Source organism: Microvirga medicaginis (genome assembly GCF_052658925.1).
This window is the reverse complement of the sequence record NZ_JBQWEL010000002.1, coordinates 107949-120518: the sequence shown is the minus strand read 5'-3', so window position 1 is coordinate 120518 and position 12570 is coordinate 107949. Positions and strand designations below refer to the sequence as shown.

11 protein-coding genes are annotated in these 12570 nt (G+C 62.4%); 5 read left to right on the top strand and 6 right to left on the bottom strand.

What is annotated here, in order from left to right:
- Nucleotides 1–40: 40 nt before the first annotated feature.
- The 3 genes from ACUXUR_RS03635 to ACUXUR_RS03625 all read left to right on the top strand — a co-directional run bounded on the left by ACUXUR_RS03635 (nucleotide 41) and on the right by ACUXUR_RS03625 (nucleotide 4180).
- Complete coding sequence (locus ACUXUR_RS03635) at nucleotides 41–1195, top strand: trans-sulfuration enzyme family protein (RefSeq protein WP_445500985.1); 1155 nt, start codon at nucleotides 41–43, stop codon at nucleotides 1193–1195.
- Between the two features lie 81 nt (nucleotides 1196–1276).
- Nucleotides 1277–3220 (top strand): bifunctional 2',3'-cyclic-nucleotide 2'-phosphodiesterase/3'-nucleotidase, encoded by a 1944-nt coding sequence (locus ACUXUR_RS03630; RefSeq protein WP_445500984.1) that lies wholly within the window; start codon nucleotides 1277–1279, stop codon nucleotides 3218–3220.
- Nucleotides 3221–3880: 660 nt separating this feature from the next.
- Nucleotides 3881–4180 carry a hypothetical protein gene (locus ACUXUR_RS03625; RefSeq protein WP_445500983.1) on the top strand — a complete coding sequence of 100 codons (300 nt, stop codon included), beginning with the start codon at nucleotides 3881–3883 and terminating at the stop codon, nucleotides 4178–4180.
- Between the two features lie 3 nt (nucleotides 4181–4183).
- On the opposite strand, the gene ACUXUR_RS03620 is transcribed toward ACUXUR_RS03625, so the two are convergent.
- Both ACUXUR_RS03620 and ACUXUR_RS03615 read right to left on the bottom strand, forming a co-directional pair.
- The gene (locus tag ACUXUR_RS03620) at nucleotides 4184–5071 is read right to left on the bottom strand and encodes a YihY/virulence factor BrkB family protein (protein ID WP_445500982.1); all 888 of its coding nucleotides are present in this window, start codon (nucleotides 5069–5071) and stop codon (nucleotides 4184–4186) included.
- Nucleotides 5072–5244: 173 nt separating this feature from the next.
- Nucleotides 5245–6894, bottom strand: a complete 1650-nt coding sequence (locus ACUXUR_RS03615; protein WP_445500981.1) for a calcium-binding protein — start codon at nucleotides 6892–6894, stop codon at nucleotides 5245–5247.
- Between the two features lie 348 nt (nucleotides 6895–7242).
- Between ACUXUR_RS03615 and ACUXUR_RS03610 the strand changes: the two genes are divergently transcribed.
- Nucleotides 7243–8109 (top strand): DMT family transporter, encoded by an 867-nt coding sequence (locus ACUXUR_RS03610; RefSeq protein WP_445500980.1) that lies wholly within the window; start codon nucleotides 7243–7245, stop codon nucleotides 8107–8109.
- 52 nt (nucleotides 8110–8161) lie between these two features.
- Here ACUXUR_RS03610 and ACUXUR_RS03605 read toward each other — a convergent pair whose 3' ends face one another.
- The 4 genes from ACUXUR_RS03605 to ACUXUR_RS03590 all read right to left on the bottom strand — a co-directional run bounded on the left by ACUXUR_RS03605 (nucleotide 8162) and on the right by ACUXUR_RS03590 (nucleotide 11255).
- The gene (locus ACUXUR_RS03605) at nucleotides 8162–8332 is read right to left on the bottom strand and encodes a hypothetical protein (protein ID WP_445500979.1); all 171 of its coding nucleotides are present in this window, start codon (nucleotides 8330–8332) and stop codon (nucleotides 8162–8164) included.
- Nucleotides 8333–8444: 112 nt separating this feature from the next.
- Nucleotides 8445–9533, bottom strand: coding sequence for a TRAP transporter substrate-binding protein (locus ACUXUR_RS03600; RefSeq protein ID WP_445500978.1), 1089 nt, complete (start codon nucleotides 9531–9533; stop codon nucleotides 8445–8447).
- Nucleotides 9534–9774: 241 nt separating this feature from the next.
- The gene (locus tag ACUXUR_RS03595) at nucleotides 9775–10389 is read right to left on the bottom strand and encodes a hypothetical protein (protein WP_445500977.1); all 615 of its coding nucleotides are present in this window, start codon (nucleotides 10387–10389) and stop codon (nucleotides 9775–9777) included.
- A gap of 122 nt (nucleotides 10390–10511) precedes the next feature.
- Nucleotides 10512–11255, bottom strand: coding sequence for a DUF4142 domain-containing protein (locus ACUXUR_RS03590; RefSeq protein WP_445500976.1), 744 nt, complete (start codon nucleotides 11253–11255; stop codon nucleotides 10512–10514).
- A 144-nt stretch (nucleotides 11256–11399) separates the two neighbouring features.
- Here ACUXUR_RS03590 and ACUXUR_RS03585 point away from each other — a divergent pair, with 144 nt between their 5' ends.
- Nucleotides 11400–12509 carry a S1C family serine protease gene (locus tag ACUXUR_RS03585; RefSeq protein ID WP_445500975.1) on the top strand — a complete coding sequence of 370 codons (1110 nt, stop codon included), beginning with the start codon at nucleotides 11400–11402 and terminating at the stop codon, nucleotides 12507–12509.
- The last annotated feature ends 61 nt before the right edge of the window (nucleotides 12510–12570 follow it).

Genomic DNA, 12570 nt, shown 5'->3' with positions numbered 1-12570 from the left:
ACATTCCGTGACGCAACCGTCACGCTTCCCGGAGGTTCCTATGTCGTCATCGCGTTCCCCATGGTCGAAGCGCAGCCTGACCGCACAAGCCATGGGCCATGTGGACCCGATCACGAAAGCGGTGGTGCCGCCGATCCATGTGGCGACCACCTACATCCGCGACGAGGACAACGCCTATTCCTCCGGCTTCGTCTATGGCCGCCCCGACAACGCGACGATCCGCGAGGCCGAAGGCGTTCTGGCCATGCTGGAAGAGGCCGAGGCCGGCGCGCTGCTGTTCTCTTCCGGCATGGCGGCGGCCACCGCCGTGTTCCAGGCGCTGAATCCCGGCGATCACATCGTGGCTTCGAAGGTCATGTACTGGGCGCTGCGCAGCTGGCTGATGACGGAGGCCGTGCGCTGGGGCCTCAGCGTGGATTTCGTGGAGACGGACGATCTCGATGCCCTGCGTGCCGCCATCGTTCCGGGCCGCACGAAACTCGTCTGGGTCGAAACGCCCTCCAATCCCCTCTGGACCATCACCGACATCGCGGCCGTTGCCGAGATCGCCCATGCGGCGGGAGCAAAGCTGGCGGTCGATTCCACGACCGCCTCGCCGGTTCACACCCGTCCGCTCAACCTCGGCGCCGACATCGTCATGCATGCCGCGACCAAGGTGCTCAACGGTCATTCGGATGTGGTGGCAGGCGCGCTCGCAGGGGCCAAGGCCGACGAGTTCTGGGCGAAGGTCGCCTCCATCCGCAAGATGCAGGGCGCGATCCTCGGCCCCTTCGAGGCCTATCTCCTCATGCGCGGCATGCGCACGCTCCATGTGCGCGCGGCGGCGCAGGCGAAGTCTGCGCTCGATCTCGCGCAGCGCCTCTCCGCGCACCCGAAGGTGGCGCGGGTGCTCTATCCCGGCCTGCCGCAGCATCCCGGCCACGACATCGCCGCGCGGCAGATGGAGGGCGGCTTCGGCTACATGCTCTCGTTCCAGGTGACGGACGGGGAGGCTGCGGCCATCAGCACGGCCGCGAGGGTTCGCCTGTGGAAAAGGGCGACATCGCTTGGCGGCGTCGAGAGCCTCATCGAGCACCGCGCCTCCATCGAAGGCCCGGGAACGCCTTGCCCGTCGGATCTCCTGCGTCTGTCCACCGGCATCGAGGACGTGGAGGATCTCTTCCGCGACCTCGACGAGGCCCTGCAGGCATCGTGAGCCGGCTATCTTGATCCTGTCATAAAAGATGTGCTTCCCTCTGGTTAAGGAACAACGTTCCACCAGAGGGAAACATATCTCATGACATCGTCGATTACCCGCCGCCGCGTCCTTCAAACCGGTGTGGCCGCTGCCGCTCTCTCGGGCCTGCCTCATCTCGCCTGGGCCGCCGGCCCGGTGGTGAAGCTCCGCATCATGGAGACCACCGACCTTCACGTGAACATCTTACCCTATGATTACTATCGCGATGCGCCAGACGACACGGTCGGTCTTGCGCGCACGGCGACTCTCGTGAAGGCGGCGCGGGCTGAGGCGAAGAACAGCCTGCTCTTCGACAACGGCGATATCATCCAGGGCTCGCCGCTGGGCGACTACGTGTCCTATCGCAAGGGCATGAAGAAGGGTGACGTGCACCCCATCGTCGCCGCTATGAACACCTTGAGCTACGATTGCGGCACGGTCGGCAATCACGAGTTCAATTATGGGCTTGAGTTCCTGCAGAACTCGCTGGGCGCTGCGAAATTCCCGATCGTCTGCGCCAACGCGATCAAGGCCGACGGCGAAACGCTCTACAAGCCATGGCTCGTTCTCGACCGCGAATTCGTCGATGAATCCGGCGCCAAGCAGCAGCTGAAGATCGGCGTGATCGGCTTCGTGCCGCCGCAGATCGTGCAGTGGGACAAGGCCAATCTCGACGGCAAGGTGACCACCATCGACATCGTCGACGCCGCGAACAAGCATGTGCCGGATCTGAAGAAGGCAGGCGCCGAAATCGTTGTCGCGCTCTGCCATTCCGGCATTGCGGGCGGCGAGCGCAAGGGCGGCGAGGAGAATGCAGCACTCCATCTGGCGAAGGTCGAGGGCATCGATGTCATCCTCACCGGGCACCAGCACTTCGTGTTCCCGGGCGGCAAGGAGTTCAACAACATCGAGGGCGTCGACGTGAAGGCGGGCACGCTGCACGGCAAGCCCGCTGTCATGGCCGGCTTCTGGGGCAGCCATCTCGGCGTGATCGATCTCGACCTCGTGAAGGAGGGCGATGCCTGGAAGGTCGCGGGCTTCCGCACCGAGGCGCGCCCGATCTATGACCGTGTCGACCGCAAGGTGGTGGCGAAGGTGGATTCAGAAGCAGGTATCATTGCCGCGGTTCAGGCCGATCACGACGCCACGCTCAAATACGTGCGCGAGCCTGTCGGCAAGACGGCGGTGCCGATTCATTCCTATTTCTCGCTGGTTTCGGACGATGCTTCCGTAAAGCTCGTGGCCGAGGCACAGGCGTGGTATGTGGCGGACCAGCTCAAGACGTCTGCTTTCAAGGATCTGCCGATCCTGTCCGCTGCCGCGCCCTTCAAGGCCGGCGGACGCGGCGGCCCGAACTACTTCACCGAGATCAAGCCCGGCCCGCTCGCCATCAAGGACATGGCGGATATCTACATCTATCCGAACACGATCCGCGTGGTGAAGGTCACGGGCGCGCAGGTGCGCGAGTGGCTCGAGCGTTCGGCCGGCATCTACAACCAGATCGATCCGGCGAAGGGCGGCGAACAGGAGCTCATCAATTCCAAGTTCCCGGCCTATAATTTCGACGTCATCGCAGGCGTGCAGTACAAGATCGATCCGACGCAAGCATCGCGCTACGACGACAACGGCAAGGTCGTGAATGCCGATGCGCATCGCATCAAGGACCTGACCTATAACGGCAGGCCCGTGACGGACGATCAGCTTTTCATCGTCGTGACGAACAACTACCGCGCGGGCGGTGGCGGCAACTTCCCCGGAAATGACGGCACGACCATCGTGTTCGAGGCGCCCGATCTTACCCGCGATGCGATCATGCGGTACATCTTGGAGAAGAAGGAAGTCGCGCCGAAGGCCGATGGCTCCTGGTCCCTCGTCGTGCCCGCAGGCGTCACCATGACCTTCACGACGGGTCCGAATGCGAGCGCCTACCAGCCAGCCGGCATCAAGGTCGAGAAGATGGGCGATGCCCCGGAGGGTTTCGTGAAGTACCGCGTCGTCGGCTGAACGATCCGACCCGATGAGACAAAACGGCCGGGCACAGTCCGGCCGTTTTTCTTTGACGCCGCGTCTGTCTTTCCTCAAACCGGACCAGGCAGATTCTTAAGTAACGGGACATGCTCCTGAGAACAAAGGTGATTTTCTCAGGGTTTGTAGGTTTAAATTTTTATTAAAGAATATCTCTTTGAGTCATCAAAGATTTTTACAATTTAGAAGATTATATTCTTGTTTGGGGCAATGAAGCGCATTTACTTCATTTATGGAGCGGTTTTGCTTTTATCTCATCCGCTTGATGCCTCGGCTCAGGCCTTGGACAACTTGCCCAACTCTCCCTTTCACATCACGAGAACCTGGCTGGATGAGCATCTGGCTGTCTCCAGAAATAAGCCGAAGCAGGGGACCGGCTCCAACCTACCCCGCACCCAGATCTGGGCGAGTGGCCTTGGCGGGAGACGGGCGGACGCTTTCCATGCGGATGCCGCCGCACGGATCGTTGGCGCCAAGGTGCAGCCCTTTCAGAGTCTCAATCTTCAGATCGGAACCGAACTGAGCCGCGGCGACGCTGATGCAAGCAGCCTTTCATCGACAGCCAGCTGGCACGCGTTCTGGTCGGAAGGCCATGCAAGCTTGAATGTCCCCAGTTTGAAGCTCGCAACATCCGGTTCCGTGACCAATTTTGAGGGGAATTATTCGCAGACGGTGAGCGGAACGCTTGGCCTCCCGTTGAATCTGGCGCTCGATGGATGGAGCACGCAGGTGATGTTCTCGCCGAACATGACCTTCGATCTCGCCAGCGGGTCACTCGGCGCGGGGCTGATGTCGGAGATTGTCGGCCAGACCGTGCTCAGCGCCCACGACGATGCCTTCCGGTCCGTGCTGAACGTCAAGGTCGGCTACGGGGTCGCTGCCGACGCGCGGCCCTCCGCGGCGGCGATGCTGGAGATCAGGGTGTCTCCCAATCTCTGACGGTCAGGGAAGCGTAATCACGTCGGTGAGTTCGGGCTGCCGCTCCTTCTCGAGCCGCCGTTGCTTGGCGGCCAGGATGGTGCCGTTCAATTCGCCGCCGAAAAGGAAGATTGCGCCTAAGGTATAGAGGAAGATCAGCGCCACCATGGCGGTCGCGAGGCCGCCATAGGTGGAGGCGTAGGCGCCAGGATAGTATTCGAGATACCAGCTGAAGCCGAAGCCGCCGAGAAGCCACAGGAAAAGCGTCACGCCGACACCCGGCAGCACGGAGCGGAAGCTGCGACGTCCGGAAGGGATGAGCTTGTGGGCCAGCAGCAGGCCGACCACGATGACGAGGGTGGCCACGCCGATCCGCAGGAAACCGATCAGACCGTCGAAGGGCCGCAGCGCCGGCACCCACCATAGGATGCCGCGCCAGATGAAAGGCCCCAGAACTACGAGCACGGCCATCGCCATGAGCACGAAGGCGCCGCCGATGACGAAGGCGATGGATTCGAGGCGCGTCAACCACCAGGCACGGGTCTCGCGCACGTTATAGGCGCGGTTCAGGCCGACTCTCAGGCTCTCGACGCCGCTCGATGCAAAGTAGAGGGTCAGCACCACGCCCAAGGTGAGCACGTCGCTGCGTCGCCCGGTGAGGATGTGGTGGACTTCCCCGGCGATCGGACCTGCGATCTCTTTCGGCCATGCTTCGAGAATGAGGTCGGCGACCTCATCGGCCAGGGTGCCGGTGCCGAACACGCCCGCCAGCGCCGTCACCAGAATGAGAAAGGGAAACAAGGAGGTCAGCACCGACAGCGCGATATGGCTTGCGATCGCCCAGGAATCGTGGAGCACGAACCGGTTCATGGTGATCGTCAGCAGTTCGAGATAGAGGCGCAGGCGTTTCAACAATCAGGCTCCAGGAGGCTGGAGATGGTGCGGCGACGAAGAACAGGCAAGGCAAAACGCCTGTCGAGCTTAGATGGATTCTTGCTCCTCATCAGCTTTAAACGGCTCTCCTGCCGAACGTTCCAACAGAAAAGGCCTCCCGGAGGAGGCCTTTGCCGTGGATGACCTGCCGATCAGATGACGACGAAATCGCTATACGCGATGGCTTTGTTCGCGCCGATATTGGCGAAGGTCACCTGACCTCCAGCGGCATTGCCGTTGGAATCGTACCACAAGTCACCGGTGGCCTTGTTGTAGCCGATGTAGTCATTGGCATCGAGCGCCTTGGCTCCGATCTTGAAGAAGCTCGAGCTGAGCGTGCCCGCCTTGGTCAGCTTCTTGAAGACAGCATTCTCCAGCTGGATCGTGTCGTAAGTCGCATTCCAGTCCATGATCCGGTCCTTGTTGGAGCTGCTGCTCAGGCCGGTGCTGAACACGAAGATGTCCTTGCCTGACCCGCCATAGAGGATGTCGTTGCCATAGCCGCCGTTGATCTTGTTGGCACCGGCATTGCCCTTGATCACGTTCGAGAGCGTGTTGCCGGTGAGCGTGATCGCGGCGGAGCCGGAGGCGTAGAGCCGTTCCACGTAAGAGGACAGCGTATGGCTGACGCTGGTGGAGACGATGTCCGCCGTGCCGCCGGTCGAGGTTTCCACCACCCGGTCGGACGTGCTGTCGACATAGTAGAGGTCGTCGCCCTTCCCGCCCATCATCGTATCGGCTCCGGTGCCGCCATTGATCCGGTTGCCGTATTCGTTGCCGATGATCGTGTTGGCGAGATTATTGCCGGTGAGATTGATGGCCTTGTCCTTGCCGGCGAGCGCCGTCAGCTTCTCGACATTGGCAGCCAGTGTGTAGCTGACGCTGGTATAGGCCAGGTCCGTTCCCGATCCTTCACCGGCCTCTTCGACGATCTGAGTCACCTGGCCGCCATTGGAGGCAACGACGTAATACGTGTCGTTTCCACCCTTGCCGATGAGAATGTCGGCCGGGGTTCCAACGGCCAGATATCCGTCGAGCACATTATCCCCGTTGCTGCCGGTCAATGTGTCGTGCCACTTGCTGCCGACCATGTTCTCGATGTTGACGAGCACGTCGCCCGCACCGGCATCTGCGCTGGGATTGCCCGGGTTGGTCTCTCCTTCAGCCAGACTCATGCTGACATTCACACCCGTAACGGAAGACCAGTAGTAGATCGTATCGATGCCGTCTCCACCGTCGATGGAATCGGCACCCGTGAAGCCTTCGATCTTATCGTTGCCGCCCCCGGCTTCGATGGTGTTGTTGCCGCTTGTGCCGTTGATGGTGTCGGCGAAGGCGGAGCCAATCACGTTCTCGACGCTTTGGAACCGGTCGCCCGCCGCATCGCCCGTTGAATCGACGTATGTTCCCAAGGACACGACGATGCCGGCGGTCGCCGTGGCGTAGCTGATCGTATCGTCGCCGTCTCCACCATAAATCGTGTCCGCGCCAGCACCGCCGATAAAGACGTTGTTCTGCGCGTTGCCATAGATCATGTCATTGAACCGCGTGCCTTCAATTCCCTCGATGGAATTGTAGGTGTCGTCGGCAGCCCATCCTCCCGCCGGTGCGCCGGCATTGGTGCTGCCGGGACCCGGCATGACGACGGTGACTGCAGCGCCCGCGTTCTTGTAGGAAACGACATCAGTCACCCCATCGCTGCCCGTATAGGTCTCGTTGACGCCTTCGGCTTCAGAGGCCTCGATGATGTTCAGCGTCGGCAAGAGGGCAGACAGCAGGATGTCTGTCGATTGGGTTGTCATGGGAAGTCCTCGTTAAGGGCTTGTGGTCTTGGGATAGGGGCTGCACCAGAGAGACGGTTCTCGGTCTTGGCCGAGCCAAACGGCATCGCACCCCTTGTTGAGAATGTTTCCTTGTCTGCCGTTACGTAACCTGGCTTATGGGTCTTTATTCCCGGGGCCGGGCCTGCGATGTGCTGCCGCGCACACGGGACTGGAGCATCGGATCGTTTGTGCAGGATCGGAGGTCCGCACGATGCGCTAGACAGGCGTCCTCGAACTGCCGCTCGACAGGAGAGGTTCGGGAATGGCAGAAGGTCTCCTTCCGGGGAGGTGTCGGCCTCCCGCCCCGTTGCTTGGTCCCAATCCCCTATGACCTCATCCCCTCTCGCCCGCCTCGCGCCCCCGCTCTTCGTCGTCATCTGGGCGACCGGCTTCATCGTGGCGCGGACGGTTGCGCCCTATGCCGATCCCCTGACCTTCCTCCTGGTCCGGTATCTCCTGGCGCTCCTGGTGCTGGGGCTGATCGTCCTTGCCGTCCGGGCGCCCTGGCCGCGCACGGGGCAGGAATGGGCCAATGGAATGCTTGCCGGTGCCCTCCTGCACGGGTGCTATCTTGGCGGGGTGTTCTGGTCGGTGAAGCATGGACTTCCAGCCGGCATCTCCGCTCTGGTGGCGGGGCTGCAGCCCTTGGTGACGGGGGCACTGGCCGGGCCTCTGCTGGGGGAGCGGGTATCGCCGCGCCGCTGGGCGGGGATCGGCCTCGGATTCCTGGGAGCCGCGCTCGTCGTGGCGCCGAAGCTGGGAGATGGCGGCGTGCCTGTCTTTCCGCTGGTGATCTGTGTGCTCGGCATGCTCTCGATCACCTTCGGCACGATCTGGCAGAAGCGGGCCGGCAGCGCGAAGGACCTGCGGGTCAACGCCTTCGTGCAATATATCGGCGCCGCAATCGTGACCCTGCCGATGGTTCTGCTGACGGAGCAGGGACGGATGGAATGGACGCTGCCGCTGATCGGGGGGCTCGCCTGGGCGGTCCTGGGCCTTTCCATCGGCGCCATCGGGCTGTTGCTGTTCCTCATCAGGCAGGGTGCCGTCGTCGGTGTGGCGACGCTGCTCTATCTCGTGCCGCCCGTCGCGGCCGTCATGGCCTTCCTGCTGTTCGGAGAATCCTTAAGCCTCATCCAGATGGCCGGAATGGCCTGCGCGGCGCTGGGAGTTGCGGTGGCAAGCCGCAGCTGACAACGAAAAGCCCCAGGCGCGAGACCTGGGGCATACGTCATGAAAAAGGACCTTACTTCGTGATCTTCACGGAAACCGGATCGCTCGCGGGAAAAGACTCTTCCACGCCTTCATCCAGCTTCTTGTCGAGAGATTTCTTGGAATTCTCCGGCAGCTTCCGATCATTGTGTGCGGCCTTGCCGGGCGATTTGTCCTGATTGCGATTGCGCATCTTGTCGTTCATACCCTGTCTCCATGGTGCTCAGAGAGTCCCGTTACCGGACAACGCAGCAGGACAGGCATCGATCCCGATAGACGAGGAAAAGGCGACGCTTTCGCGTCGCCCCATTTAAGGCTTACCGCTGGCCCTGCTGCTGATTGACAAAGTAGTCGAAGGGCAGTTCGGCGATGCGGAACCAGGTCAGCTCCTTCTCGCGGAAGGCGCTCCAGGAATCGAACACCTTCTTGAACTTCGCGTTGGAGGCCGCGATCTCGCCGTAGAGCTTGAAGGCTTCCTTGTAGCTCTGCTCCATCACGTCCCGCGGGAAGGGACGCAGCTGCACGCCCTGGCCCACGAGACGGCGGATGGCCTCGGCGTTCTGGGCATCGTACTTCGCTACGCACATAGCGTTGGCTTCCGCGCAGGCTGCTTCGAGAACCGCCTTGTAGTGCGCAGGAAGCTCGTTCCACTTGCCCATGTTCACATAGAGCGAGGGCTGCGCACCGCCTTCCCAGAAGCCAGGGTAGTAATAATACTTCGCGACCTTCACGAAGCCGAGCTTCTCGTCGTCGTAAGGACCCGAGAACTCCACCGCATCGAGCGTACCGCGTTCCAGCGCCGGGTAGATGTCGCCTGCGGCCAGCACCTGTGGCACCACGCCGAGCTTCTGCATGATCTGGCCGCCCATGCCGGCGATGCGCATTTTGAGGCCCTGCAGATCCGCAATGGAGTTGATCTCCTTGCGGAACCAGCCGCCCATCTGCGCGCCCGTCTGGCCTGCCGGAATGGGATACACATTGTAGTCCTTCATGAACTCGCGAACGAGATCGAGGCCGCCGCCGTAATGCATCCAGGCATTGTGCTGGCGCACATTCATGCCCCACGGCACCGAGGTCTCGAACATGAAGGTCGGATCCTTGCCGATGAAGAAGCTCGACAGGGTGTAGGAGCACTCGATGGTGCCGTTCTGCGTCGCATCGAGAGTCTGGAGCGCACCGACGATCTCGCCAGCCGCGAAGACCTGGATCTGGAACTTGTTGTCGGTGGCTGCCGCCACGCGCTTGGCGATCATCTCGCCTGCGCCGTAGAGGGTGTCGAGGCTCTTGGGATAAGCCGAGGCCATGCGCCAGCGAATCTCAGGATTGGCCTGCGCGACGGCGGGCGAGGCGACGGCACCGGCAGCAGCTGCCAAGCCTGCGCCTTTGAGAACTTTTCTTCTATCCATGGGAGTTTCCTCGGTCACTTTATTTCGAAAAAGCCATTTGGGCTGAACGATCAATAAAGCGGGAGGCGGGACCGTGTCACTCCACCTTCTGTCGAGGCCGGTATGCAGCAGAAGAGCAGGGGCCATGCACCCGTGTCATCCTCAGGCCAAACAAAGCGAGGGAAGGAGATCCAAAAAGCTAAGCGGTCGAGCGGATTCCCTTCCCTTCCGCTGCGCTGCGGCCGGGAAAGACACCGGGAGATTACCGCTCTTCCGAGCCGCCCTTGGCCGGTGGGCGCTGGTGCTGTCCCCCGCCAGCGCGCGCGGAGCGCTTCGGAGGCTTCTCGTCTCCCGTGGAGGAGAGAGAGCGGCCGCCGGACTGGCTCGCCGTCGGATGGCCGCGCACGAGGGTTCCTTTCGGCACATCCACCGCATTGCCGGGAGCCGGCACGCGCTTACGTGAGGCTGCGCCGCCGCTCATGCCGGTGGGCCCGGTCTCGGCATCCGTCTGCGCGGAGCGAGGAGCAGGGCTCTTCTGAGCCGTCGTCGTCGCGCCCGCCGCGATCTCCTCGTTGGACATCCGGAAGCCGGCGTCGTCATCTTCCTCTTCCGGCACTTCCTTGAACGAGCGGACGCCGGCATTGGAGCCGCTCGTCACGCGGCCATCGTCGACATGATCGATGTCGAGATCGGGATCGAGCTTCTTCGATGCGCCCATCGCGCCAGTGGCTTTCGCCGCAGCACGCTTGGTATTGCCGACATCATTGCGCTGGGTGGGGCCGGCCACGAAGTCATCACCGCCCTCATTCTGGGCCAGCTCGTTCATCACCTCATCCACATCCGGTTCCGGGGGATTTCCGCGCTTGTCTCGCGCCATCGGATATTCCTCTTCTTAGGTTTAAGGTGGGCTGGAGAAAGCCCGCGAGTCTTGGAAAGCAACGACCTGTCGAAAGAGGGGTTCCGGCTCCGCATCATGCAAACAAGCGGGGCCGGAGATGTTTAGCGGCCAAGCTCCTGCTGAAGGGTCTCGAGCATGGCGAGATGCTCCCTGATCTGTCCGCGCGCGAGCTTGGCGATGTTGGTCATCTCGCGGCTGCCGGAACTCTTGATCTGATCCTCCTGCAGCTTCAGCAGCTTCTGGTGGCCTTGAATCTGCAGGGTGACGTAATCGCGGTCGAATGCTGCGCCAGGTTGTGCTTTCGACAGACGTTCCATGGCGGCGGAATCGTCCTGCGACAATTCAGGAGCGGTCGATGCGGAGGCCTGGGCGCCCGAGGTGGTCGAGGCCGTCGCCGCAGGATCGGCGAAAGTGTGCAGAACATCCGCGAGGTTGTTCTGCTCGCCGATTTCGAATTCCGCGAATTGTTTCAGGCGCGGATTCTGAACCTTCGACAGGGCGAAGTTCGATTGCTGAAGCGAGACCGTGCTCAGGGCCAGCGCCTGCTGGATGTACTGGCGATCCGCCTGCGATTGCTGCTGGCCCTGCGCTGCGGGCGCGCCGCCGGCCTGAGGTGCGTTGCCGACTTGGCCCTGGCGCATGGGTGTTCGCGTGTCCTGCGGCGCGCCGCCCTGTTGTGTGCGCTGCTGACGCTGCTCGGCTCCCTGGCCGAGTCCCTGATTGGGCTGCGTTTCGGTGGGTTGCGGCGACACGGGATAGGGGATTGCCTGGTTCTGCTGTTGGGCAAAAGCGGGGAGGGTGAACGCGACGGCCATGCCGGCAATCAAGAGGCGGCGAGAGGACATGAAATTCTCCTGCGAGGATCTTTTGCGAGGATCTTTCGTGGCGAACGTTTGCAGGAGACTTTTGTTCGAGGCGTCACCTTGAGAGGAACGAAGTCCATCCAAGCGCGTCCATTGTGAGGTGGTCCCGTCAATCGAGGAGGCAAGATGCAGGATCGTGCGACTCGCATCATCATGCTCGTGGTCGCGGTGCTGCTCGCGATCCTCGTTCTCCAGCCTTACGTGGATGCCTATCTGCTCTCCGCACGCCAGCCGCAGCCCGTCGTGGCGCGTGGCGACCTGTCTGATTTTGAGCGTTCGACGATTCGCGTGTTCGAGACTGTCGCGCCTTCCGTCGTGCAGGTGGTCAGCATGTCCGCGCGGGGAGGTCCTGCGACCGAAGCCGAACCGTCCGGATCGGGAACAGGCTTCGTCTGGGATGCCGCCGGTCATGTGGTAACCAACGATCATGTGGTGGCGAGCGGCGCCGGCTTCGTGGTGCGCCTTGCCTCCGGCGAGGTGGTGCCTGCGGAAGTGGTCGGACAGGCGCCGAACTACGATCTTGCCGTGCTGCGTCTCGGGCGCCGAGGCAGCCTGCCTGCGCCCGTGATCGTGGGGCGTTCGGCGGATCTGAAGGTGGGGCAGACGGCCTATGCGATCGGCAATCCCTTCGGGCTCGATCAGTCGCTGACGACCGGCATCATCAGCGCGCTCAAGCGGCGGCTGCCCACGAGCGGCGGGCGCGAGATCGCGGATGTCATCCAGACCGATGCCGCCATCAATCCCGGCAATTCCGGCGGGCCGTTGCTTGATTCCGCCGGACGGCTGATCGGCGTCACCACAGCTATCTTTTCACCCTCGGGTACGAATGCCGGCATCGGGTTCGCCATTCCCGTCGACGTGGTGAACCGTGTCGTGCCCGAACTCATTCGCAACGGCCGTGTGCCCACGCCCGGCATCGGCATTCTCGCCGCCAATGAAACGCTTGCGGCTCAGCTTGGTGTGACGGGCGTGATCGTTGCCGGCGTGGCGCCGGGCTCGCCTGCGGAGCAGGCGGGGTTGCGCGGGGTCGATCCTGCCATGGGCGCGATCGGCGATATCATCGTCGGTATCGAGGACGCGCCCGTGCGGCGCCTGTCCGATCTCACGGATCGGCTTGAACGGGTTGGCGTCGGGCAAAGTGTGGCGCTGAAGGTCATGCGGGACAACCGCACCCGCACGGTCGAGGTGCGGGTGATCGATGTGGGCGAAGTGGCCCAGCGGCCTCGCCGGCCCTGATCCTTGCAGATAAGGATCGAGCACGCGAAGCCGAACAGAAAGGAAGCCGGGGAGATGCCGG

Coding starts and splice junctions, on each gene's coding strand:
- ACUXUR_RS03595 (WP_445500977.1), bottom strand. CDS start 10,389: ATGGCGCGAGACAAGCGCGGAAATCCCCCGGAACCGGATGTGGATGAG.
- ACUXUR_RS03605 (WP_445500979.1), bottom strand. CDS start 8,332: ATGAACGACAAGATGCGCAATCGCAATCAGGACAAATCGCCCGGCAAG.
- ACUXUR_RS03630 (WP_445500984.1), top strand. CDS start 1,277: ATGACATCGTCGATTACCCGCCGCCGCGTCCTTCAAACCGGTGTGGCC.
- ACUXUR_RS03615 (WP_445500981.1), bottom strand. CDS start 6,894: ATGACAACCCAATCGACAGACATCCTGCTGTCTGCCCTCTTGCCGACG.
- ACUXUR_RS03610 (WP_445500980.1), top strand. CDS start 7,243: ATGACCTCATCCCCTCTCGCCCGCCTCGCGCCCCCGCTCTTCGTCGTC.
- ACUXUR_RS03585 (WP_445500975.1), top strand. CDS start 11,400: ATGCAGGATCGTGCGACTCGCATCATCATGCTCGTGGTCGCGGTGCTG.
- ACUXUR_RS03600 (WP_445500978.1), bottom strand. CDS start 9,533: ATGGATAGAAGAAAAGTTCTCAAAGGCGCAGGCTTGGCAGCTGCTGCC.
- ACUXUR_RS03635 (WP_445500985.1), top strand. CDS start 41: ATGTCGTCATCGCGTTCCCCATGGTCGAAGCGCAGCCTGACCGCACAA.
- ACUXUR_RS03590 (WP_445500976.1), bottom strand. CDS start 11,255: ATGTCCTCTCGCCGCCTCTTGATTGCCGGCATGGCCGTCGCGTTCACC.